We start from the raw sequence: 24,427 nt of genomic DNA, 5'->3' as shown, positions 1-24,427 counted from the left end.
TGCAAAAAGGACAGATTTATGCTTAAATCAGTCCTAAATGTTTACAGGCTTGTTCAATTCCGTCTGCATGGATATCCGCAGTAATATAAGAAGCTATTTTCTTTAATGGTTCTACCGCATTCCCCATCGCTACACTGTAAGGTGCTTGTTCAAACATCTTTAAATCATTCATACCATCGCCAAAGACAATGATTTCCTGATGATTTCCATTTAAGAGAGCCACCATTTTTTCAATGCCGCGATATTTGTCAATGGCTTCTACTAGGATACAACTCGGTGAAATACGATAATGCGGCACTTTTTTCAAAGAAGGAATAAGAAATTCCTCTTGCATAGTAAGATGCAGACACATTTTATGTATAGCTTTAGCTTGAAATACATCAAAATCAGCTTTTGTGATAAAATCAAAAGCATTCTTTAGAGAACTGTTTAATTCAATAAATCTGCCATCGGTGCTATAGCGATTGTTGGTTGTATCGATCGATGTGGCAATAGGAATTTGATGGGCAATACATTCTTTTGCCACGGCTAGGCAATCTTCCAAGTTAAGCGGCAGCAGTTCAACAATTTTATTTTTTATTACTAAGCCATCTCCTCCATCGCAGACATAGTTCTCAATATTTAATGCTTCCGCCTGTAAATAAGTCAAAACATAAGGTCGGCTTGTCGCAATGGCAATGAAATGTCCCTTTTCTTTTAATTTTTCAAGCGTTCTTTTTGTACTGTCAGGTAAATGTTTATGCTCATCAACTAAAGTACCGTCAATATCAAAGAATAAGTATTTCATAATTTGCTCCTTTAATTCTAATTAGCTCTAGTGTATCATAGAACGGACAATATTTAGAATCCTTTTACTGAAAATGAAAAGAGCTGGGATGGACTCTTTAGTTCATTAGTAAATGATGCTTTTCTTCATCTAAAACATATATTTTCTCTATGCAGGCAAATATCATCGTATACCCTATTGTTTTTCTCCTCTACATGGATATGGTATATGAAAGAAAGCTTTAAAACATGAGAAAGAAATGCCATAGATTTTTCTTATCCATAAATTTCTCAGCATATAAAAACACACATATAGTTTCTGATATGTGTGTTAATTCCATTATTTATGAAAGGGCAGGACTCAGCCAATACTTTTTAAACTCATCTGCGGCAATCGGACGGCTGATCAAATAGCCTTGACCGATATCACAGTTCAATTCTCTTAAAAAGTCCAGTTGTTTTCTTGTTTCAATGCCTTCGGTCACAACAATCATTCCCATATCATGAGCCATTTCAATCACTTTTTCTAAAATGACATAAGACCTCTGATTAACTTCACTGCCATCCAGCAGGCTTTTATCGATTTTGAGAATATCTGCCGACACCACACTCAGTAAGCTTAATGAAGCATATCCGGTGCCAAAATCATCAATTGCTAACTGAAAGCCCATCTGATGAAGCTGACTGGCTAATGTCAACATTCGCTCATTCTCCTCTACGAAAGCAGATTCTGTTAATTCAAACGTAATATAGCAGTGTGGTATCGAATACGTATCGACAATATGACAAAAACGCTCCAAATAATCCGACTCATTGATATGCAGTCGCGACTGATTGATACTGATTGGCTGAATATCCATACCGGCATCCATCCAATGGCGTAAGGTCTGACATAGTTTTTCCAGCATATGAAAATCAAATTCACAAATAAATCCATGCTGTTCAAATAAAGGAATAAATTCATTTGGCATAATCATTTCACCGCTTTCCGTTATCCATCTTGTCAGCGCTTCACCGGCAACCGTTTTCCCGCTTTCAATATCGAACTGTGGCTGAATAAAAAGTTTGAATTCATCTTTTTCAAAAGCAATCATTGCCTGCTCCAAAATGAAATTATTATGATACTGCTGCTTCATCATTTCTTCTTGATAATAAAAGATATTTTTTTCACGCTGTGTTTCATTAATCTGATTGAGTGCGATCAATGCCTTATCCAGCATTGCCGGAATGCTTTCTTTGGAATTTTGCGGGATCAAGTAAACCCCGATCAGCAAATACACTTCTGAAAACAGTTTCCTTTTCATTCTCCTATCTATTAAATCATCATTCAACTGATATAAGCGCTGATTTAAGGATTCACGGTCTTCAAATTGATAAAGAATCGCAAACGTGTCTTTTTCAATTCTTCCGCAAGTCTCTTCTTGATTACATGAACGTTTAACATTCTTTGCAATATTTTCAAGCAGACGATCGCCATTGCTGTAGCCGTAGCGCTGATTAATATAGCGAAAATTCTGCACCTTAAACTTGATTAAGGCGTAGTTTTGTTTTCGATGTTCATGCATAAGCTTACTAACAGCATTGCAAAAGCCATTTCTGTTTTTAATATGGGTGACACTGTCCGTAGTAGCCGCTAATTTTACCCGTTCATCCATGACCTGATAAGCCGCTTTTGCATTTTCAATATTAAAATAATATTCGCCCTGTATATGATCGGGAATCGAATTATGTACATGGAAAATCTTCCATTCACCGTCTTCTTTCCCCCATACCACGGAAAGTCGTACCAAGACATTAGGCAAGTCCGGTGCATTGATGTTTAAAGTAGCCCAGACAATTCCTGTTTGATTATTTATTTTAACCGCATGATACTGTTCATTGGATAATTTATATTGATCCTTGTAAAGACCATATTCTTTATTAAAGAAATACAAGATATCGTCTTTATTATGACATATTTCATCTTCTAATGTCCCAATCCAAGAAATCTGTTTTGAAATAAACGAGGTGAGTAATTCATATTCATGTGATACAAAATAGAATCCTACTATCTTTCTGGTCATTGCAATCCACTGTTCTTCTACATCTAACATTCAACACTCCCCCTTTAGACATTGCTCAACCTTCAATCATGCAACACCTCACTATCTTCATTTTAGGCGTTTTGAATATAATTTTCAAGATGTTTCAGTGCTATTGCAATCTTCTATTCATTATCTGCAAATTAAAAGTTCTGTCAAAGACAGAACCAAATCATTATTTAATTTCACTGATTAACGCTGTTTCAATTGCCTTTAAAATCACCTTACTGGAATTGGTTGCCCCTGATACTATATCGACATCTAAACTCTGCTGTGCCATGATTTCGTCAATGATGACTTCGGCTGCCTTTCCACGATCATTTTTGTGTTCAACTAAAATGATTTGTGCATACTTACCATCTTTAATTGTAACTTCTACAGCCGCCTTAATAAAATGAACATCACACTCTCCTTTATAAACACCATCTTTTATAGATTGGAGCGATATATTTTGAATAGAGAGTTCACTGACTTTATGTTGATAGTCACTAACCTGTTTCAAATAAATTCCTAATCCTGCCAGTCCGATTAATAAAATAATAATACTGCCGTAAATAATCTTCTTATTAAATTTCTTCATTTGTTTCAGTTCCTTTCTCAATTGATTGATACAGCATCATAAAGCTGTATTGAAGAAACCCATCAGGTGAGAGACTCAATTCTTTTTGAAGATACTCTTTTTTATGATCGGTTAAAGTGATGACTCCTGACAGCATTCCCCAAAAGGCAAATAGAGTTGGTAAAATCGCCAGATCCTCTCTTAATTCTTGAGATAGGATCCCTTCTTTTAGAAAACTTATAAGCAATGCATTGATCTCTTCCCCTACCCGAAACGTTTCTTTTTCTTCCGGAAGCCATTTTTCATTATTAAAATCAATATTAATTTTGCTGAGTGCCAGTTCAAAATAGAAAGGATAATCCTGATAATATTGAACTAAAGCCCTGCAGATTGCTTCATAGCGTGTTTTTGTATCCGAATTAGACTTTATGGCTTTAGTTATATAAAAAAGCAATTTTTTCATGCTTTCTAATACTAAAACACCGATAATTTCTTCCTTATTTTCAAAATAAACATATAGTGTTGCTTTGCTGTAACCCGCCGCCTTGGCAATATCATCCATCGTTGCCGCTTCAATCCCCTTATTAAAAAATAACTCTTGAGCGGATAAGGCAATGCTTTCACGATGAAGACTGGCAGGTTGTTTTTTTCTTCTTCCCATAATTTCTCCTTAATTAATTAAACTTATAGTTTAATTATATGATAAAAAGAAAAGAAGTCAATAAAAAAAGCCCTTATTGGGCTTCGTTGTCTTCTAATCCACATAATTCTAAGATATATGACCACGCTTTATCAATTCCTATTTTCTTTAGACTAGAGAAACGAACAAAATAATCTTCTTCATGAAAACCAAGCGTTTCTTTAATCAGTTTCTCATTCTTTTTCAGGTCATTGCGTTTTACTTTATCTTCTTTTGTTGCTACTACGATAACGGGAATATTATAGTATTTAACATATTCATACATAGTAATATCATCATGTGTCGGTTTATGGCGTAAATCTACTAATAAAATCATACATTTCAGAGTTTTACGATGATTTAAATAGGTCTCAATAATTTCACCGAACTGTTCTTTAATCTTATTGTTTACTTTCGCATAACCATATCCGGGAACATCGACAAAGTACAAACTGTCATTTACATTAAAGAAGTTTAATGTTCGTGTTTTTCCCGGAGTGCCTGATACCTTCGCTAATCCATTGCGTGAAAGCATTGTATTGATAAAACTGGATTTCCCAACGTTGCTTCGCCCCGCTAAACAAACTTCCGGTACACCTTCTTCCGGCCACTGTGACTGCCATGCCGCACTTAATATATATTCTGCTTTTATTACTTTCATTTTTTCACCTGCTTTACTAAGAAAAATAAGGTAGTCTTACACTACCTTATTATACTAATGCATTTTCTAATACTGTGTCAATATTATCCGCTAAAACGATTTCTAATTCATCTCTGACAATTTGTGGAATATCTTCAATGTCTTTTTGATTATCGTTAGGGATAATGATTTTCTTGATGCCTGAACGATGGGCAGAGATTGATTTCTCTTTTAATCCGCCGATTGGCAGTACATTCCCACGTAATGTAATTTCTCCGGTCATCGCAACATCGCTTCTTACCGGCTTATTCGTAAAGGCAGAATAAATCGCTGTCGTTAATGTCACCCCGGCACTTGGACCGTCTTTTTTGATTGCGCCTTCCGGAACATGGATATGAATATCCTGTTTTTCGAAGATTTCGGGATCGATTCCATAACGTTCTACATTTGCTTTAATATAGCTGAATGCAATCGATGCAGATTCTTTCATGACATCACCTAACTGACCGGTGATGATCAATTTACCCGTTCCTTTGAAATGGTTAACTTCGATTGGCAAAATATCTCCGCCATATTGCGTATAAGCTAATCCGGTAACAACACCAATTTGTGCTTCTTTTAATTTCTTTGTATGATCAAAGATCTTTTTACCAAGATAATCTTCAATATCTTTTTCATCGATATAAACAGATTCTACTTTTTCTTTTAAGATTTTGACATCTACTTTACGGCAGATTTTCGCAATTAATCTTTCTAATTGACGCACACCTGCTTCTCTTGTATAGTGACGGATAATACACATCACCGCTTCATCAGAGAAAGCTAATTGATCTAATTTTAAGCCATGTGCCACTAATTCCTTAGGAATTAAGTGTTCTTTAGCAATGACTTCTTTTTCTTGTTCCGTGTAAGAAGACAACTCAATGATTTCCAAACGATCTCTTAACGGTCCCGGAATTGTATCTAAACTATTTGCCGTTGCGATAAACAGAACCTTTGATAAATCATAGGCTTCTTCTAAATAATTGTCAGAGAATTGAGAGTTTTGTTCAGGATCCAATACTTCCAGCATCGCACTTGAAGGATCACCCTTATAATCTCTTGACATCTTATCGATTTCATCCAGCAAGAAGACAGGGTTAACTACACCCGCTTTTTTCATTCCTTGAATGATTCGTCCCGGCATTGCTCCTAAGTAAGTACGACGATGTCCTCTTACTTCTGATTCATCGGTTACCCCACCTAATGAAGCTTTCACGAATTTACGACCTAACGCACGTGCAATCGATTTTCCTAGGCTGGTTTTCCCAACTCCCGGTGGACCGTATAAACAGATAATCGGTGCTTTTAATGATTGTGTCATTTGTTTAACAGCCAATTGTTCTAAAATACGTTCTTTTACTTTTTCTAAGCCATAATGATCTTCATTCAAGACTTTTTCAACTGCTTCTAAATCTTCGTTATCCTGTGTTTCCTGATACCAAGGTGTCTTCAATAACCAATCTAAATAGTTACGTACGACATTAGCTTCAGAAGATGCCGGCGGCATCATTTCAAAACGCTTCAATTCTTCTTCTGCTTTATCTTTAACGTATTGTGGATAAGGATTCTTTTCAAGCATTTCACGAATTGAATCGGCATCATCCATTTTATTAGTCGTGTCACCTAATTCATCTTTAATCGCTCTGATTTTTTCACGTAAGTAATACTCACGCTGATTTTCATCAATGCTGTCTCTTACTTTCTTATTGATGCTCTGTTCAATTTCATTGATCATCTTTTCAGATTCCATTTCATTAATCACAAGCATCAAACGATCATTGACATTCAACGTTTCTAACAATCTCTGTTTATTTTCCAATTTCATTGGTAAATAATGAGCAATAGAATCAGATAGGAATCCAGCAGATACCCCCGCCGTTAAACTGTTTAATACATCACGCGGCATTCCCACCATTTGATTTCCGGCATTTTCTAAAGAAGAAGCGATTCTTCTAACTAAGGCTACTTCTTCATTTTCATCACCGTGTTCGTCCATCAAGACTTCTACTTTTGCATATAAACATTCATTTTTAGTTTCCAGTGAAAGAATATTGACACGTTTTTCACCTTCAACCGTTAATTTAATAACCCCACTGTTATCTCGTCTAATTTTCTTTTGGATTTTGCAAAGTGTTCCGACATGATAAACAGCCTCATATCCAGGATCTTCATCCAAAGGATTGACCTGTGAAACAAAGACGATATTTTTATCGTACAAATTGTTTCCATCATTGATCGCATTTAAACTCTTTGGTCTTCCGACGTCTAATGACAAGCGATTCCCAGGAAATACCAGCATTCCTCTTGTACAGATGACCGGTAACTCTAATACCACTTTATCTTCATTTGACATAACGTACACCTCCTTAAGTGTTTAAAATAAGACGCTCGAAGCGTCTTAATTATTCGCCCTTAATCACCTTAATGGCTTTTCTATTTAAGATGTCACTTGCGATAGCCCCCATTTGTCCAGCAAATACAGTCTTCACTTCTTCAACATCTTTACCATAGTAGTTCGCAATATTTTCTAATTCCTGATTCATTTCTTCTTCAGTTACTTCTAATTTTTCAGCTTTTACGATTTCAGCTAATACTAAGTTTAACTTCACTCTGCTTTCAGCTTGTTCTTTGATTTCTTCTTTAATATCTTCAGTTGTTTTTCCAGTGATCGCTTTGAATGTCTCAAAGTCTAATCCCTGCTGTTGTAAGTTCCCCATGATTTCCTGCAACATTTGCTGCATTTCTTGTTCAACCATGACCTCCGGTACATCTACAGTTGCATTTTCAACCACTTGTTTGAATAAAGCTTCACTGTATTCATTTTCCGCTTTTGTAGTTTTTTGAGATTTTAACTGAGCTTTCACATGAGCTTCTAAATCTTTTAAAGTTTCTACATTTTCAATATTTGTATCTTTTGCTAATTCATCATCTAATTCAGGTAAGATTTTTGTTTTGATTTCATGAACAGTGACTTTGAACACAACTTCTTTTCCTGCTAATTCAGGTGCTTGGTAATCTTTTGGGAATGTTACATTGATATCCTTTGTTTCATTTGCACCCATTCCGATTACTTGTTCTTCAAATCCCGGAATGAATGATCCCGAACCAATTTCTAATGGATGGCTTTCACCTTTTCCACCTTCAAACGCAACACCATCTAAGAAACCTTCGAAATCGATCACAGCTGTATCTCCGTTTTCAACTGTTCCTTCTTCTTTTATCTCAAGCACTGCAAATTCATTTCTTAAAGTTTCTAATTCTGCTTGAATTTCTTTTTGAGTGACTCTGACAGCTGCTTTCTTAATATCTAAATCTTTATATTGTCCTAAAGTTACTTCAGGTTTAACTGTTACTTTGAATTTTACAGCTAATTTCTCTTCATCAATGCTGTCCACGCTTAATTCCGGCTGAGCGATTGGCTCTACATTGTTTTCTTGTAATAAAGCTGCATATTCTTTTGATAAGATAATTTCTAATGCTTCTTGAAGCATTGTTGCTTTTGAGATTCTTTTCTTGATTAAAGCAGCAGGTGCTTTACCAGGTCTGAATCCATCTAATTTAACGTTTTTGGCTAATTTATTGAAAGCTTCTTCTTGTGCTTTTTTCCATTCAGCACCAGTGAATTCAGCTGTTAATTCCCCAACGCTACCTTCTAATTTTGTCCAATTACTTTTCATTTTATAATTCCTCCAATTTCAATCGTACCCTATTATACATGATAATCAGGCATATATCAAACAATTTATATCGTGATTTGCTTCAATATTTGAATTTTATCTAATATTTCCTGACTTTCAACTCCGTAGCTGTAACTTAGCTCTTCAAGATCTAATTCGATGTACTGAAGTGTCGCTAAATAATAGTGAATAGCAGCGGCAATCAAGGCAAATTCCTCTTCATCAATAAAGCGTGGGAACTGATCGTACATAAAGTAATTCAAGAATTCCAAACACACTAATAATAAGGATGGGTTATCACTTTCAAGATGGTTCATCAGCTGATCGCCAATCTCACTGTAAGCTTCACTTTCATCTGTTCTGCTTAAATAAGAAGGGTTGATCTCATAGCGCTGATCATGTTTCCATATTTCTAATTCCTCATCCACCTGCTGATCAATCAGTATTTCAATAATCAGTGACTTCGCTAATGAGGGGGCATCGGGACTTAGAAGAAACGGACGAATACAATAAAGCAAAGCACGAATATTCATGGACTGCATCTGATCGATCGCCATATAAAGCAAATCCTCATTCGTAAAATTAGTCAAAACACGTTCGATTTCTTCTTCCTTAAAGATGGTTGTCTTTGTTTCAATCAAAGCATTCGCTTCCTGCTTAGCTAAAAGCAATTCATCATAAGCAGCATTAAACAAAGCTTCATATTGATAAGGAATGTATGGCATGGATAGCTCTTCTACCACAATATCAATAGCTTCTTCATATTCCTCTAATTCTTTTAAAACGGATAAATAGATCGATACAACATCATAATAAGTATCTCCGGCTATTGCCTTAGCAACCTTGCCTTCCTCTTTAGCCCGCTTCAATTCTTTTAGTCCAAATAAACAGACCAGCCGCAAATAACGCGTTCTTTCATCATCAATGTCTTGCAGTAAATTTAAGGCCTCGCTGTATTCACCGGCTTCAATATATTCTTCTACCATATCCTCACCTCCATTCTAGCACTCACACTACATAAGTGCTAACTGTTCTGCTACGATTATATCATATCTTAAAATTAAATCAATCATTTTGTTCTATTGTTTAGAATTATCTTCTATCAATTTCTTTTCAAAAGGAATATACTGAAAAAAAGGAGGCTTCCAATCATGATAAATATTTTGCATATGGAAAACATATCGGCTGAACCATGGTGCTTTGAAACCTTTAAAAATTACATTCATCCTACTGATAAGGTTCTGATTATTCCGTTTTCTTTCAAACGAAATGAAGTTCAATCCCAGCAAGATTTTGATGCCTTGTATCATCCTGATTCAGGAAAGTATTATTCATCCATCACGAATGGCTTTCATAGCTATGGCATTCCTGCTTCACACATCTACTGGATTAATTATTTCAGTACAGAAGATAAAACCAACGCTAAACAGCTTGTCCGTGAAGCAGATATCATCTATTTCACTGGTGGTTTACCGGATCAGCTGAAGGTTCGTTTGATTGAATTTGATTTAATAGACTCTTTACAGCAATTCAACGGTCTAATCATGGGCTTTAGTGCAGGAGCAATGATCCAGCTTCATCGTGCTCACGTGACACCCGATGATGACTACGATCATTATTTTTATATGAATGGCTTAGATATTCTGCATGGTTTTGACATAGAATGCCATTTTGAAAATACCCCCGTTCAACAAAATGCTATTAAAAAAGCGATCAGCGATTATCATTTGCCAGTATATGGGATCGGTGATAAAGGAGCTGTCATCGTAGAGGACAGACAATTAACTTGCATCGGCGATGTTCATCAATTTATATAGGAAAGAGATCACTTCACAGTGACCTCTTTTATGTTAACGGGCATGATAAATTCTGGCATACCTAGATAACCGGGAGCAATCTGATATTTTGGAAAGGTAACCACCACTTGTCCATCCTTATTAATATAATAGGATTGATCTGGCGGAATCGTCAGTTTGTTGACTTCATCCATAAAATAAAGATCACTGCCGTTTTCTTTATTTTGTAAATCAATCTGTCTAACGACCTCATTTTTAACCATTGCTGCATAATCCTTACCTAACCAATGATCAAGCTTGTAATCTTCCCCGGTTTTCAAATCAATCGTATGATACGTTTTCTCCTGAAAAGAGGAAGCCATAATCTGCAAAAAATCAATACTAAATGAAACTAGGTTATCATCTACATAATAATCACTTAAATTCAAACCGATTTCAGTATGAATCTGATGATTTTCCTGATAGACATCTTTTAATTCCTGTTCCTGCTTAGTTAGAATATCTTCGATCGACTGATCGATCAAGGCATTAATTCTCTTTTCTACTTCCTTGTTTTCCACGTGTTCAATATGTTTGATCACCACATTGATTTCCGCTCCATAAAGATGATAGGTATCATTGCTGATTGTCACAAACTGTACTTCATCTTTCATAATTTCTTCTTCAGGAGCTGCCGCATAAATCCCAGCAGACTGCCATAATAAAGACATCACTAGCGTACTTGCCAAAAGCACATCTCTTATTTTTTTCATGTGTGCCTCCTTTCATTATCATCTCCCATTCTTAGTATGGTAAATAACTTAATTTAAAGCCCAATAAATGCCATCATTTCAATTTTTTTGAATACAAAACGCGGTCACTTACTGCTATGTTAGAAGCATTCAAAGTAATTTCGATGAGTGCTACCTCAGCCAATCGCACTACCATCGGTTTTAAATACAGCTGACAATAATGAATGATCTCACTCATTTCTGATACCTTTAAACGACTGGCAATCGTGCAGTGCGGATTCCAACGATCCTTAAGATAAAAAGAACTATGATCCAGATCAAATTCTTTCATGTTATTATGGATACAAGCATGCAGATCATATAATTTTTGCGAAAAAGCCGGCGCCAAAAGGCGCCAAAAATAATGTTTTTGATTGAATGAATGTTCCCAAGATAGAAAGCGATAATTCGATTTGCTGTTGATTGTGAAGTGAACTATCTAATAAAAAGATGAATCTATCCTGATCGATCTCATCATAATCAGCAAAAGTGATGTGAGGGTATCGATGATTATAGCTAGTCCCATAATCCGTTAGATGACGTTCATTTAAATCCTTCCACATTTTTTTAAAATATTGCGTTGTTTTTTCATCTAACACTCCAACTACCGCATAAGTTACTATGCTATACCTCCTATTTTAATTAAACAGGTCTTTTGTCTTTAGATTTCACTTTTCTTTATCTTTAGTCTAATCATTTCATCAATAGAACAAAAGGAAAAGTCAGATTGCTTTTCCCATAATATACTATTTTATATTTAATCGGTGATCCTCTTGAAAATCAATGTGTGAAGGATTACCCTCCGCACGATAAACTCGGTTAGTATTTAAATCATAAATACTAGACCATACTGTATCCATGCCTTGCCTGCGGTCATATTGACACATAAACCCCATTTTTCCAGACAGCAGATCTTGAATAAATGTAAGATCGGGATCCACACAGTGGCTTAATGCTTCAAAAGCAGTCTGGTAGCGTTCGTGAGAATGAATACCATCTTCGATCGGAGCTTGATAAGCCGACATCATCGGTAAATGGAAATCATTTGCTGCGACTACAAAGCCTTCCTTTGGGGCACGCTGAATTTCGATATTTTCAGCGTTGCACTCCACTAAAGCAAAATCTCCCTGACGATCAGCAAGCACCAGTGTTTGGGAAGAACCGATCGGCAATCTTTTTAAGGCTTCAATCGCCTCTTTGACATTTTTGCACTTTTCTAAGATATAGCGAACCAAGAAGCCGACATTAAATCCCGGTTTTAGCACTACCGGATAGACGAAAGTCAATCCCACAGCTAAGCCATGCTCATTAATCCCGTCTTCTATTTGACTAAATGCAGTAGTATTGCCAATAAAGGCAAAACAATCCTCTAAATGATAATAGCAGCTGTCATAAGATTCTTCTAAATGACAGGCAAAATCACTGTTACGTCCAAAGAATGTCTTTCCATTTTTATGAATGACAAAACTAGTACAAAAATTATCTGCGGTATAACTGTACATACTTAATAAAAAATTGATTAAAATCTGAGCATCTATCTGTTGTCCATCGGCAATGCCTTTGATTTCCTCTAAAATTTCCGGATAATATTCAGCATAGATTTTCTGACTTTCTCTGACATAATTTAGCCTCTTTGGCTCATTGAAGATAATAGGCAGACTGGTTAAAGATATCCCTTCCTTTAATAAATGACAGCCATAATCATAGCCTGATTGATAATGTGTTCCTTTAAATTCTGAATGATTCATAGTTGCTCTCCTTTTGCATTTTTTGAGAGCTAGCGCTAACCCTAGGTTGATTGTCACACAATAAAAATTTATTGTCAAACATTAAAAAAATAACTTTTATTTAGGAAAAAAACATTATTTTTAATTAAATAATGTTTTAATGTCCAAATAGTTTTGCGGCTTGTTTCATTTTAGAAATGATATTCACACTAAATGGACAATTACGCATACAAGCGCCACACTCGATGCACTCACTGGCATGGTGTTCCAATAAGTCATAATGATTTTGTAATGTTTCCGGCACTTCTTTTTGAATCAATGCCAAATCTAAATATTTGTTGACCATGGCAATATCAATTTTCTTCGTGCAGGGTGCGCAGTGACCGCAATACATACAATGTCCATTAAAGACTGAGCGCGGTGCATTCGCCAATACTTGGCTGTAATCTTTTTCTTCATCTGTGCTTGCTGCATAAGCTGACGCTGCCAATAATTCTTCTACATTGCTGATGCCGACCACTACGGAAGCAACCGCCGGGCGGGTTAAGCAATAATGCAGACATTGAACAGGTGTTAATGCTTTTTTAAACGGTGAGGTTTCATCTTTTAACAGGATACCGGCACCAAAGCCTTTCATCACAGTTAGTGCTACTCCTGCATTTTGGCAAGTCTGATACAGGCGGTCACGTTTAGGATCAACTCCCTCATAAGTACGATCATTATAGGTACTGTCTTCAAACAAGATATTAACATCCTCACTGGCTGGCAGCATATCATAAGCTGCATTGATACTAAATAGAATGACATCGATCACTCCACTTTCCACCGCTTTAAAGGCAATATCCGGATTATGTGTTGACAATCCTAAATGTTTGATAATTCCTTTTTCCTGTAAGTCTTTGGCATAATCAATCATCGATCCCTTGAATATCTGATCGAAATCTTTTTGATCATCCACATAATGAATCATGCCTACATCGACATAATCTAACTGCATACGTCTTAAAAAATCTTCATAGGACACTTTTACTTCTGTCATATTGCGTGTACGGCGATATTGTCCATTTTCCCACATAGAGCCTAAATGTCCTTCAATCACAAAACTTTCCCGCGGATAGTGGCTTAAAGCATCCCCTACATGACTTCTTACTTCTGGATTGGAATTATAGATGTCAATAAAGTTGATCCCCTCCGCCATTGCTTTATCCACAATGACCTTAGTATCTTCCTTATTTTTCCCTTCAAAGCCTTCACCACCTAAACCAACAGCACTGACTTTAATGCCGGTTCTCCCTAAAATACGATATTCCATTTTTCTTCCCCCTTATTTTACTTTAAAAAGGTCTTATAATCCTCATAATTCTTTCTTAATAATTCCGGTGTATCTAATCCATACGGGCAATGTGCTTTACACTGACCGCAATTGAGACAGTCATCGATCTTTTTCATCATTTCCTGCCCTTTTTCTGACAAATGTCCACCGGCAGGTGAACGTCTCAGCAACAAGGACATTCTCGCGCAGGTATTGATCTGAATACCAACCGGACATGGCATACAATACCCACACCCACGGCAAAACTCACCAGCCAATTCCTCACGGTCATGCTTGATCAATGCCTTGATCTCCTCATTCATTACCGGCGGCTGTTCATTAAACTGAATAAATTCATCTAATTCACTGTCTTTTTGGATTCCCCAGATGGGCAGTACATTATCAAACTGCGCTAGATAAGCATAAGCCGCATCGGCACGTGTAATCAATCCCCCTGATAAAGCTTTCATACAGATAAAACCGATATTTTTTTCTTTGCATGCACGCACTAAATCTTCTTCTTTTTTATCCGCAATATAACTAAACGGAAACTGTACAGTATCATATAAATCGGATTCTACTGCTTCCATTGCTACTGGCAAACGATGATTGGTAATACCAATAAAACGAATCTTGCCTTGTTCCTTAGCATCCAGCATCGCTTCATATAATCCGCTTCCGTCTCCCGGTTTTGGACAGAATGAAGGATTATGAAACTGGTAAATATCAATATAATCGGTCTTCATCATTTCTAAGCTTGTTTCTAAATCTTTCCAAAAGCCTTCTATTGTTGTTGCCATAGTTTTTGTCGCTAAATAAATATGCTGACGTACATCGCTTAATCCTAATCCAATTTTTTCTTCACTGTCACTGTAAGCTCTTGCGGAATCAAAAAAGTTAATTCCATTCTCATAGGCTTTTCTCAACAGTCCAGCCCCTTCTTCTTTTGAAACACGTTGTACGGGTAAAGCACCAAAGCCATTTCTATTAACTGTTATTTGTGTTCTTCCTAAAGTTACATATTCCATTCTTTATTCTCCCTTCGATCTTCCTTATACCCATCATAGCACTTAGAGTTTACTCTAAGTCAAGATTTTTATCAAAAAAAGACCGCTGTACGGTCTATTTAAACAATGTATAAAGTTCCTTGATCGCAATCCCCTTATCATCTGCGATTCGCTTTAGGTCTTCATATTCAGGATACAGATATGTGTTTCCTTGATGAGATACTTCCTTTATCCTTACTTTCCCATAAGGCGTATCTGCTTCTTTAATCTGACGCTCTAATACCGCTCGCTGTTCACGACGATAACGCATTCCAATCGTTGTTGTCTGCTTAAAGATAATATCCTGCATAGCTTGCAGCTCTTCTTCTTTGCAGACAACAGTTAATCGATAAGCAGGACGATTCTTTTTCATATAAATAGGAGTAAAGAAAGCATCCAAAGCCTTATTCTTAAATAACTGTTCTAAAGTATATGCCAATATTTCTCCATTGCAGTCATCAATATTTGTTTCAATGACAATAATGTCATCGTCTTCTTTCTTGATTTCTCCATAGACTACTTTTAAGACATTGGGGATCTTTAAATCTTTGGTTCCGCTTCCCCAGCCGATCTTTTCTACATTCATTGCCGGCATTGTACCATAACTGCTGGCAAGTTCAGCAATAATTGCTGCCCCTGTCGGTGTCACTAATTCCGTATCAATATCGATCTGTCTGGCAATGACATTGCTGGCTGCAAAGATTTCACTTGTAGCCGGTACCGGAACAGGAATCGTTCCATGAGCACATTCAATGAAACCGTATCCGTCATTGACAACACTGCTGTAAATAATATCCGGTGAGATTTTATCGATTAGTACAGCAGTTCCGATAATATCCACAATCGAATCGATGGCGCCCACTTCATGGAAATGAACATTCTCTAATGTTTCATTATGCACCTTGCTTTCTGCTTTTGCGACACGTAAGAAAATACGTTTCGCCAACGCTTTTGCCGATGGGGCTATTTCACTATCATCAATGATTTTATTGACATCAAATAGATTACGATGTACATGTTGATGACTATGATCGTGTTCTTCATGGTCATGAGAATGTTCATGGCTATGCCCCTCATGATGGTGATGATGATCTATATTTTCTAAATGAACATCGACATAAGTCCCAGTAATCCCATTTTTCACACTTTTAGAGATATGGATATGATACCCGTCAACATGAAGCTTCTTTAATTCATTAAGTAAATAAGTATGATCTCCTAAAATCTCTACTAAAGCACCCAATGTCATATTTCCGCTAATCCCACTGGTGCAGTCAAAATATAATGCTTTCATTCTTTCTTTCCTCCTAAATTATTAATCGTATGTGCCATAAATCCGGCACCAAACCCATTGTCAATATTGACAACACTGATTCCGCTGGCACAGCTGTTCAACATGGCTAATAAAGCCGCCAAGCCATTGAAATTTGCCCCATACCCAACCGAAGTTGGAACTGCAATAACAGGCTTATCCGTTAAACCACCGATTACCGATGCCAATGCGCCTTCCATTCCTGCTATGGCAATAATGACACTTGCCTTTTCAATGACATCCATGCGGTTAAAAAGCCGATGAATGCCTGCCACGCCGACATCTGTAATCAATTCCACCTCATTACCCAAATATCTAGCTGTAATTACCGCCTCTTTTGCGACAGGCAAATCCGATGTTCCGGCACACGCGACAACGATCAAGCCTTTATTTTTTGGTCTTTGTATTCGATTCAATAAAAATGTCTGTGCAAGCGCATCATAAACAAAATCGGGATAAAGTCCTTTTAAATAATCATGCTTAGCTTCATCTAAGCGTGTGACTAAAATATTAGGAACTTCATGATCCAACATATTTTGGATAATGCCGGCAATATGTTCTTTGGTCTTCCCAGCCCCATAAATCACTTCCGAGGCCCCTGTTCTTTTTTCACGATTGAAATCAATCGTGGCATAGTCTAATGGATTATCGATTAATTCACTCGCTTCTTCTATAGATAACTCATTCTTTTTAACTTTTTCCAATATATCTTTTACTTTCATCTTAACCACCTCTCATTTCTTATCCATGTATGAATTGTTGATGAAACGCCAAAAAGTCCGGAAATTCTACTTTATCGCATGTTCAATAGCTCCCAAAGCCCATGACAATGCTTTCTTCCCAGAATTGCAATATCGATAAAATTATTTTCTTTATTAATTGCTTCATTGTTCCCTTTCGCAGTTACTTCTATAACTCTTCATACATTTCAATATGCTGGAACATTTATTTTTTATCATAGCTGCCGCTTATGATTCCATCCAAATCCAAGGTGACATATCGAAAGCCCAAGGCTTTTAATGCTTCTGCCACTTCTGAATGTTCGATTATTTTGGCAAAATCTTTCTTTTCTACTTCTATGCGTGCCAGCTCATCCTGCACCCTTACCCTTACATAATAAATTCCTAATTGATGAAATAATGCTTCAGCCTTATCCACTCTTTCTAATTCTTCTTTGGTTAAAAGCGTATCGTAGTCAAAACGTGATGCCAAACACGCATTTGCCGGCTTATCATGTGTTACGATGCCTAACATCTTAGAATATTCTCTGATCTCTTGTTTGCTTAGCTGACATTCTGCCATCGGTGATAGAATACCTAATTCTAAACAAGCCTGAATACCGGGACGATAAACACCTTCATCATCTTTATTTTTACCGTCAAGGACAAATTTAAAATCCTGTGCATGAGCCGCTTTGATCACCTTGCTCATAATCATCTTCTTACAGTGATAACAACGGTCATGTGCATTATGTGCGAATTGCTCGACACTTAATACATTGATCGGAATCTCTACGTGCTGTACATCTTTTAACAGCGCTCTGGCTTCTGCCAGATCTTCTCTTGACATCATGTCTCCTACACATAAGATCGCTAGCACATTTTTCTCTCCCAATGTCTGCAGCGCAACATTTAATAGGAAATTGGAATCGCACCCACCGCTGTATGCAATGGCTACTTTTTGATAATCTGTTAATCTTTGCTTTAATGCATGTAATTTATCCACTAGATGCTCCCTTCTTTCCATTTACCTTAATTCAAGAACAGATCCCCTAAATTGACTTGGCTGCTCAAAATATATGAATATTTCAAACAGGGAGTTTAAACATGATTCAATGAAGCAGCCAAGCAATCATAGTTTTCCATTCATTGCCATCTGATGATAGCGATCAATCTTATGATTCAATTTATCCAATGTATCATTCATTTCGTTAATACGTTCTATTAAGCGGTCGCGCTGTTCTTCCAGCAAAGCCTGTCGAGCATAATAGGTTTCATCCCCCTGACGATATAATTCCATATATTCAAGAAGAACCTCGATTGGAAGTCCCGCAGCTCGCATGCATTTTACAAACTGAATCCATTTTAAATCCTCTTCCTGATAGTCTCGAATCCCACTTTTATTTTTATGAATAGGCGGAATTAATCCGATTCTTTCATAATATCGAAGCGTATCACCAGAAAGGCAAAACTGTCTGCTTACTTCTGCAATCGTCATTTTTACCACCTCCATGCTTTTACGATACACCTTCGAGTTAACTCTAAGTCAAGTTTTTTTACAGACTTTTTTATTTTTCCCTTGTGATGATGAAGAATAGTGCTATAATCCCAAGAAGGAGGAAATCATATGATGGATGACATTTTAAATTACAACAAACAATTTGTTGAAGATAAAAAATATAAACCTTATGAAACCGGTAAATACCCTAAAAAGAAACTTGCTATTGTAACGTGCATGGATACCCGTCTGACAAAACTGCTGCCGGCAGCTCTAGGGCTCAAAAACGGTGATGCTAAAATTATTAAGAATGCCGGGGTATGATCACTCACCCCTTTGGCAGTGCTGTCAGAAGTTTACTGATTGCGATTTATGAGCTTGGGGTACAGGATATTATGATTATCGGTCATACAGACTGCGGAGTTCAGTCTGTTAATTATGAAGCGATGATTCATAAAATGAAAGAAAGAGGCATTCATGAAGACTCCATTGATTTCGTTAAATATTGTGGAATTCAATTTGAAAGTTGGCTGGCGGGGTTTAAAGATGCCAGCACTGCCGTTAAGAAAAGTGTGGAAATGCTGAAAAAGCATCCACTGATTCCAGATGACATTCATATTTATGGCTATATTATGGATTCTATTACAGGTGAATTAATGCCCGTAAAATAAAGTATTGAATCAGGAGAATCATCATGATTTTTCTGATTTTTTGTAGTTCATGTAACATATCTATAAATTTCATGTTAATATGGAATAAGAATGAAAAGGAGATAAGTGTATGAAAAAATATGAATATGTCAGTCTTAGTTATTCAGCTTCAAACATGGTAATGGCTTCAATGAATCAGCATCGAGAGATTATTGATCAATATGCACAAAAAGGATATACCTATATTGGTATGATTCCAACAGAAATCAGTGCCAATGGCTGTATTCGAAAAATTGATCTGATTTTTGAAGCAGGGAAATAGATATGGATTTGTTTTATAATATTTGCATAGGCATTTCCCTAGGAATTATTGGTGGTTTTTTTGCCGGAACCCTGCGCTTAGCGTTCAAAAAGAATTACAATGAACAGCAAGTAGCTGCGGCTGGACATATGATAAAGATTGTCGCCAATATAGTGAAGTATCTTACTTTTCTCTTCTTGATCTTAGGCTTTATCTGGTGTGTCTACTTTTTGATTCTAGGAGCAGTAATGCCTGAGCAATCAGAATATGCAACCAACATGTCACAGCTTATAGTGTCTGTATTGACAATTATTTCTATCATTTTTGCTTTTTTCGAGTTCCTGCGACGAGCAAAATAAGGTTATAATAAAGGCTTTTAGGAGTCTTTATTTTATTTATTCTATCTTTAGTTGAATTCAGCAGTGAAATTCTAGCAATGCGTTATTGTGTTTGTTTTGCTTCACCGATTATAATCAAGATAGAAAGCAAGGAGGAAATCATATGTTAGACAGTATCAAAGTAGGACGTTTTATTGCTGAAAAGAGAAAAGAGTTGGGACTTACACAGCAGCAGTTAGCGGAGCGTTTAAATATTTCTTTTCAAGCCGTATCAAAATGGGAAAATGGATCGACTTATCCTAATATTGAATCGTTATACGAGCTTGCCACAGCATTAAATGTCAGTGTCGATGAGATACTCATTGGAAATGAAAAAGCGAAAGTTGGACTTTCCTACAGTAAAGCAGGGATTGATATCACATACACAGATACTATCAAAAGAGAAATGGCAAAGCATTTAGAAACAAAAGATCAGCGTGTTTTAAACGGATTAGGTCCTTTTGCCTCTTTATATGATATTCACTTCCCAAATATCAAAGAGCCTGTACTGGTCTTAAAATCAGAAGAACCCGGATCAAAGCAGAAATTAGCAATGGAATATGGATACAGTGAATCGATCTGTCACGACATGATCAATCATTTAGTGAATGATATCATCGTGATGGGCGCAAAGCCTTTGGCTGTTTTAGATACCATTGTCTGTGCAAACGCACAAAAAGATACCATCACGGCATTAGTTAAAGGAATCTCAGACGCCTGCAAGGAAAATGAATGCTCACTAGTCGGCGGGGAAACTTCCATCCAGCCGCAAGTTTTAGATCAAGGTGTTTATGTGCTGACTTCCAGTATCGCCGGAATTGTGGAAAAACAAAAAATCTGTGACGGTTCTGCCATTCAAGAAGAAGATATTGTTTTAGCGATCGCATCCAATGGTTTACATACTAATGGCTATTCTTTAGTCCGTCTATTAATGGATCAGATGCCGCAAATTAAACTGGATAAGATTGACGGTTTGACTTTTATTGAACAGATCATGAAACCTCACACTCCTTACTATAAAGCATTAAAGGACTTGTTCGCAAAAAATTGTCTGCATGGCATGGCACATATTACTGGGGGAGGCATAGAGGGAAATTTATCACGCATTATTCCTGATGGACTTACAGCTGAAATTGACTTATCAAAAATTCAATTACTGCCTATTTTCAAGTTTATTAAAACCCATGGAAATATCAGCGATGAAGAGATGCTGAATACTTTTAACTGCGGTGTTGGGTTTAACGTTGTTGTTCCTTTACATCAGGTTCAAGAGGTAAAGCAGCATATACAGCAATTCTATCCTTGTTATGAGATTGGAAAAATAAAAAAAGGTGTTCAAAAGATCACCTTTACCCAGCAGCTAAACTGGCTCTGATTCAACCGGCTTTCTTAGCTGGCTTTTTTATTAAGTGGGTGATTAGATATTAATAAAAGCTCAAAATAAAACAGCCTATTTTTTATAAAGAAAATGAGTATCCCCTAAGGCATACTCATTTATTTTCTGATTAAACATCCCTCATAGTTGTGAAGGGTATCTAGTGAAATACTAAATTTCTTTCTGACTTCAGCGATGATCATCATGCCTTCTTTGTTAAATTCTATCTATAAGTTTATTGTATACCTTTGAATGAACTCAAAGTCAAGAAAGACGTTCTCTTTTACTAATGATGACAATGCCTCTGACAATTCCCACAGCCACAGCTGCATTGAATGGATTTCCCAGCTTTTTTATCTTTTATCATATTACGAATGATCAAGGCAACAACCAAGACCACAATTAAACCAACAAATAATGTTCCCATAATTGACTCCTTTCCGAATGGATTATTTAGCCCCCAGTACACTGCTTACATTTAACTGATGACTTTCTTTATAAGGTCTGAATAGTAAGAATAAGAAGATGACAGTGATCACTAAAGCAATGATTGTTCCGATACTAAAAGCCCCAGTGATAAAGAAAGTCGCAAACTGATAGACACACAATGCAACGGCATAGGCTAATACAGTTTGATATCCTACTGCAAACCAGAACCATTTAGCGTTATTCATTTCTCTTTTAATAGCGCCCATAGCCGCGAAGCATGGTGCACATAATAAGTTGAATACTAAGAATGAGTAAGCCGCTGCTGCTGTCATGCTGGCAGCCAGTAGTGTCCAAATTTCAGTTCCATTTTCAGCCACCTCAGAGTAACCAAACAAGATACCGAATGTTCCAACAACGTTTTCTTTAGCCACCAAACCTGTAATAGCGGCTACAGCAGACTTCCAATCTCCCCATCCCAGCGGAGTAAATAACCAAGCAATCGCATTTCCAATAGAGGCTAAGATACTATGATCCAGTTCCATTGCATCTAGCATTCTGAATTGACCATCAACCCAACCGAAGTATGAAGTAAACCAAACAAAGATTGTTGATAATAAGATGATTGTTCCAGCTTTTTTAATAAATGACCAGCCACGTTCCCACATGCTTCTTAAAACATTGCTTATCGTAGGCATATGATAGGCAGGTAATTCCATAACAAACGGAGCCGGATCTCCGGCAAACATTTTGGTTTTTTTAAGTATAATTCCTGAACATACAATAGCGGCGATTCCAACAAAGTAAGCACTTGGAGCAACCCACCATGCACCACCGAATAAGGCTCCTGATATTAGAGCGATAATCGGTAATTTTGCACTGCAGGGAATGAATGTCGTCGTCATGATCGTCATTTTGCGATCACGATCATTTTCAATCGTTCTTGATGCCATAATTCCCGGAACACCACAACCGGTTCCGATCAGCATTGGAATGAATGATTTTCCTGATAAACCAAATTTTCTAAAAATTCTATCCATGATGAAAGCCACACGCGCCATATAGCCGCAAGCTTCCAGAAATGCTAAAAATAAGAATAGAACTAACATTTGCGGGACAAATCCTAAAACTGCTCCAACCCCGGCTACAATCCCATCTAAGATCAGTCCTTTAAGCCAGTCTGCACAATTCAGGGCATCCAATCCTGATTCAAGGATTCCCGGAATACCCGGCACCCAAATACCAAATTCAGATGGATCCGGTTCTCCGGCTTCCACAATTTCAGTCGCTTGAGCCACAACAGAATCATTAAGAGTCACAGTTTCGGTCACATTTTCCTCTTCGTCCATGATTTCCGCAACACTTTCCCCTTCATCGAAAGCAACTAAGATTTGATCAGCACGTTCATAATCTTCGGCTGCATTTTCATAATCAGTCGTCCCGATGCTGAACAGATGCCATCCATCCCCAAAGACACCGTCATTTGCCCAGTCGGTAGCCCAGCCCCCTACTGTCGTAACAGAGACAACATAGACTAAGATCATGACTAAGGCAAAAATGGGCAGCGCTAAGAAACGATTGGTCACAATATGATCGATTTTATCAGAAACGGTTAACTTACCTTTGCTGTTTTTCTTGCAGCATTCATCAATAATTGATGAAATATAAAGATAACGTTCATTCGTGATAATACTTTCCGTATCATCGTCCATGGCTTCTTCAATCTCTTTGATTTCATCTTCAATGTTAGGTACAATGTCCATTTGAGACAGAATCTTATCATCTTTTTCTAATAATTTGATAGCGAAGAAACGTTTTTGTTCATTAGAAATCTGATTTCCTATTTTATCTTCGATACGATTCAATATCTTTTCAACGTCACTTTGGAATTGATGTACAGCCGATGTCTTTTGATTCTGCTTTGCTAAACGAACAGCACGATCTGCTACTTCTTTAATTCCATCTCCCTTTAAAGCGGAAATTTCAACAACTTCACAGCCTAGTTTTTCACTTAAACGATCAATGTAAATCTGATCTCCTGATTTTTTTACAATATCCATCATATTTACAGCAATAATGACAGGTATTCCCAGTTCCATTAACTGTGTAGATAAATATAGGTTTCTTTCAATATTGGTTCCATCCACAATATTCAAAATGACATCCGGCTTTTCATTAATTAAGTAATTTCTTGCCACGACTTCTTCTAATGTATAAGGGGAAAGCGAGTAAATCCCCGGTAAGTCCATGATCACTGCATCTTTATGTCCCTTTAATTTTCCTTCTTTTTTCTCTACAGTTACCCCCGGCCAGTTTCCAACAAACTGATTGGATCCTGTTAAAGCATTAAATAAAGTTGTTTTCCCGCAATTGGGATTCCCGGCTAAAGCTATCTTAATCATTTTATTCCCTCCTATTTTGTTAGTTCGCTCTAACTTAAATATCAAAAAAAATTATTCTACAATAATCATTGAAGCATCTGCCTTACGCAATGACAGTTCATATCCTCGCACAGTTACTTCTAGCGGATCGCCTAATGGTGCTACTTTTCTCACAAAAATTTCTACACCTTTAGTTATTCCCATATCCATGATACGTCGTTTAACCGGTCCCTCTCCCTCTAACTTAATCACCTTTACCGTGTCACCGCATTTAATCTCTTTCAATGTTTTCAT

At 36.9% G+C, this 24,427-nt stretch carries 27 protein-coding genes; 6 read left to right on the top strand and 21 right to left on the bottom strand.

The genetic code is table 11. From position 1 onward, the window contains the following. Positions 1-22: 22 nt before the first annotated feature. The 8 genes from ACLRVU_RS07885 to ACLRVU_RS07850 form a co-directional block, all read right to left on the bottom strand. A complete protein-coding gene (locus ACLRVU_RS07885; RefSeq protein WP_412891433.1) occupies positions 23-787 on the bottom strand; it encodes an HAD-IIB family hydrolase in 765 nt (254 codons plus the stop codon). A 322-nt stretch (positions 788-1,109) separates the two neighbouring features. After that, positions 1,110-2,858 (bottom strand): EAL domain-containing protein, encoded by a 1,749-nt coding sequence (locus tag ACLRVU_RS07880; protein WP_412891432.1) that lies wholly within the window; start codon positions 2,856-2,858, stop codon positions 1,110-1,112. Between the two features lie 163 nt (positions 2,859-3,021). Then, a complete protein-coding gene (locus tag ACLRVU_RS07875; protein ID WP_412891431.1) occupies positions 3,022-3,426 on the bottom strand; it encodes an FMN-binding protein in 405 nt (134 codons plus the stop codon). Then, positions 3,413-4,066: a TetR/AcrR family transcriptional regulator gene (locus tag ACLRVU_RS07870; protein ID WP_412891430.1), complete on the bottom strand. Its 654-nt coding sequence runs from the start codon at positions 4,064-4,066 to the stop codon at positions 3,413-3,415. The genes ACLRVU_RS07875 and ACLRVU_RS07870 overlap by 14 nt, the downstream gene beginning before the upstream one ends. 73 nt (positions 4,067-4,139) lie before the next feature. Continuing rightward, the gene (gene yihA / locus ACLRVU_RS07865) at positions 4,140-4,745 is read right to left on the bottom strand and encodes a ribosome biogenesis GTP-binding protein YihA/YsxC (RefSeq protein ID WP_147553444.1); all 606 of its coding nucleotides are present in this window, start codon (positions 4,743-4,745) and stop codon (positions 4,140-4,142) included. A gap of 49 nt (positions 4,746-4,794) precedes the next feature. Further along, positions 4,795-7,119 (bottom strand): endopeptidase La, encoded by a 2,325-nt coding sequence (gene lon / locus ACLRVU_RS07860; protein WP_147553445.1) that lies wholly within the window; start codon positions 7,117-7,119, stop codon positions 4,795-4,797. A 49-nt stretch (positions 7,120-7,168) separates the two neighbouring features. Continuing rightward, positions 7,169-8,443 (bottom strand): trigger factor, encoded by a 1,275-nt coding sequence (tig, locus tag ACLRVU_RS07855; RefSeq protein WP_147553446.1) that lies wholly within the window; start codon positions 8,441-8,443, stop codon positions 7,169-7,171. Between the two features lie 65 nt (positions 8,444-8,508). Further along, positions 8,509-9,429, bottom strand: coding sequence for a DUF3196 family protein (locus tag ACLRVU_RS07850; RefSeq protein ID WP_412891429.1), 921 nt, complete (start codon positions 9,427-9,429; stop codon positions 8,509-8,511). A 165-nt stretch (positions 9,430-9,594) separates the two neighbouring features. Between ACLRVU_RS07850 and ACLRVU_RS07845 the strand changes: the two genes are divergently transcribed. Beyond that, the gene (locus tag ACLRVU_RS07845) at positions 9,595-10,260 is read left to right on the top strand and encodes a Type 1 glutamine amidotransferase-like domain-containing protein (RefSeq protein WP_412891428.1); all 666 of its coding nucleotides are present in this window, start codon (positions 9,595-9,597) and stop codon (positions 10,258-10,260) included. Positions 10,261-10,268: 8 nt separating this feature from the next. On the opposite strand, the gene ACLRVU_RS07840 is transcribed toward ACLRVU_RS07845, so the two are convergent. The 10 genes from ACLRVU_RS07840 to ACLRVU_RS07795 all read right to left on the bottom strand — a co-directional run bounded on the left by ACLRVU_RS07840 (position 10,269) and on the right by ACLRVU_RS07795 (position 18,623). Then, entirely contained in the window at positions 10,269-10,991 is a 723-nt protein-coding gene (locus ACLRVU_RS07840; protein WP_412891427.1) for an RsiV family protein, read from the bottom strand. A gap of 73 nt (positions 10,992-11,064) precedes the next feature. Next, entirely contained in the window at positions 11,065-11,301 is a 237-nt protein-coding gene (locus tag ACLRVU_RS07835) for a hypothetical protein (RefSeq protein WP_412891426.1), read from the bottom strand. A gap of 25 nt (positions 11,302-11,326) precedes the next feature. Then, entirely contained in the window at positions 11,327-11,608 is a 282-nt protein-coding gene (locus ACLRVU_RS07830) for a hypothetical protein (protein ID WP_412891425.1), read from the bottom strand. Positions 11,609-11,755: 147 nt separating this feature from the next. Continuing rightward, positions 11,756-12,757 carry a C45 family autoproteolytic acyltransferase/hydolase gene (locus ACLRVU_RS07825; RefSeq protein WP_412891424.1) on the bottom strand — a complete coding sequence of 334 codons (1,002 nt, stop codon included), beginning with the start codon at positions 12,755-12,757 and terminating at the stop codon, positions 11,756-11,758. Positions 12,758-12,893: 136 nt separating this feature from the next. Then, on the bottom strand, positions 12,894-14,048 hold the full coding sequence (locus ACLRVU_RS07820) for an aldo/keto reductase (RefSeq protein WP_412891423.1): 1,155 nt from the start codon (positions 14,046-14,048) through the stop codon (positions 12,894-12,896). A gap of 17 nt (positions 14,049-14,065) precedes the next feature. After that, complete coding sequence (locus ACLRVU_RS07815; protein WP_147553453.1) at positions 14,066-15,076, bottom strand: aldo/keto reductase; 1,011 nt, start codon at positions 15,074-15,076, stop codon at positions 14,066-14,068. 94 nt (positions 15,077-15,170) lie between these two features. Next, positions 15,171-16,388 carry a nickel pincer cofactor biosynthesis protein LarC gene (gene larC, locus ACLRVU_RS07810; protein WP_147553454.1) on the bottom strand — a complete coding sequence of 406 codons (1,218 nt, stop codon included), beginning with the start codon at positions 16,386-16,388 and terminating at the stop codon, positions 15,171-15,173. Next, positions 16,385-17,128, bottom strand: a complete 744-nt coding sequence (gene larB, locus ACLRVU_RS07805) for a nickel pincer cofactor biosynthesis protein LarB (RefSeq protein ID WP_412891422.1) — start codon at positions 17,126-17,128, stop codon at positions 16,385-16,387. The genes larC and larB overlap by 4 nt, the downstream gene beginning before the upstream one ends. 223 nt (positions 17,129-17,351) lie before the next feature. Next, positions 17,352-18,131 carry an ATP-dependent sacrificial sulfur transferase LarE gene (larE, locus tag ACLRVU_RS07800; RefSeq protein ID WP_412891421.1) on the bottom strand — a complete coding sequence of 260 codons (780 nt, stop codon included), beginning with the start codon at positions 18,129-18,131 and terminating at the stop codon, positions 17,352-17,354. A 126-nt stretch (positions 18,132-18,257) separates the two neighbouring features. After that, the gene (locus ACLRVU_RS07795; RefSeq protein WP_147553457.1) at positions 18,258-18,623 is read right to left on the bottom strand and encodes a MerR family transcriptional regulator; all 366 of its coding nucleotides are present in this window, start codon (positions 18,621-18,623) and stop codon (positions 18,258-18,260) included. A 129-nt stretch (positions 18,624-18,752) separates the two neighbouring features. On the opposite strand from ACLRVU_RS07795, the gene ACLRVU_RS07790 reads away from it, so the two are divergent. From ACLRVU_RS07790 to purM, 5 genes are all read left to right on the top strand, one after another. Beyond that, positions 18,753-18,947 carry a hypothetical protein gene (locus tag ACLRVU_RS07790; protein WP_412096949.1) on the top strand — a complete coding sequence of 65 codons (195 nt, stop codon included), beginning with the start codon at positions 18,753-18,755 and terminating at the stop codon, positions 18,945-18,947. Then, on the top strand, positions 18,944-19,294 hold the full coding sequence (locus tag ACLRVU_RS07785) for a beta-class carbonic anhydrase (RefSeq protein WP_412096948.1): 351 nt from the start codon (positions 18,944-18,946) through the stop codon (positions 19,292-19,294). Before ACLRVU_RS07790 ends, ACLRVU_RS07785 begins: the two co-directional genes overlap by 4 nt. A gap of 109 nt (positions 19,295-19,403) precedes the next feature. Continuing rightward, positions 19,404-19,595 carry a DUF4177 domain-containing protein gene (locus ACLRVU_RS07780; RefSeq protein WP_147553458.1) on the top strand — a complete coding sequence of 64 codons (192 nt, stop codon included), beginning with the start codon at positions 19,404-19,406 and terminating at the stop codon, positions 19,593-19,595. A gap of 2 nt (positions 19,596-19,597) precedes the next feature. Next, positions 19,598-19,933 (top strand): transporter, encoded by a 336-nt coding sequence (locus ACLRVU_RS07775; RefSeq protein WP_412096947.1) that lies wholly within the window; start codon positions 19,598-19,600, stop codon positions 19,931-19,933. 142 nt (positions 19,934-20,075) lie between these two features. After that, the gene (gene purM / locus ACLRVU_RS07770; protein WP_147553459.1) at positions 20,076-21,326 is read left to right on the top strand and encodes a phosphoribosylformylglycinamidine cyclo-ligase; all 1,251 of its coding nucleotides are present in this window, start codon (positions 20,076-20,078) and stop codon (positions 21,324-21,326) included. 286 nt (positions 21,327-21,612) lie between these two features. Here the strand turns inward: purM and ACLRVU_RS07765 are convergent, their stop codons facing one another. Genes ACLRVU_RS07765 through ACLRVU_RS07755 form a run of 3 tightly spaced genes read right to left on the bottom strand, consistent with a single transcriptional unit; the run spans position 21,613 to position 24,427 of the window. Continuing rightward, positions 21,613-21,753, bottom strand: coding sequence for a FeoB-associated Cys-rich membrane protein (locus tag ACLRVU_RS07765; protein ID WP_147553460.1), 141 nt, complete (start codon positions 21,751-21,753; stop codon positions 21,613-21,615). Between the two features lie 22 nt (positions 21,754-21,775). Next, on the bottom strand, positions 21,776-24,154 hold the full coding sequence (gene feoB / locus ACLRVU_RS07760; protein WP_147553461.1) for a ferrous iron transport protein B: 2,379 nt from the start codon (positions 24,152-24,154) through the stop codon (positions 21,776-21,778). A 51-nt stretch (positions 24,155-24,205) separates the two neighbouring features. Further along, a complete protein-coding gene (locus tag ACLRVU_RS07755; protein WP_147553462.1) occupies positions 24,206-24,427 on the bottom strand; it encodes a FeoA family protein in 222 nt (73 codons plus the stop codon).

It is taken from the genome of Beduini sp., assembly GCF_047239305.1.
In the GTDB taxonomy this organism is placed as follows: domain Bacteria; phylum Bacillota_I; class Bacilli_A; order Erysipelotrichales; family Coprobacillaceae; genus Beduini.
Note: the sequence above shows the minus strand (reverse complement) of the source record. Positions and strands in the feature narration are given on the sequence as shown.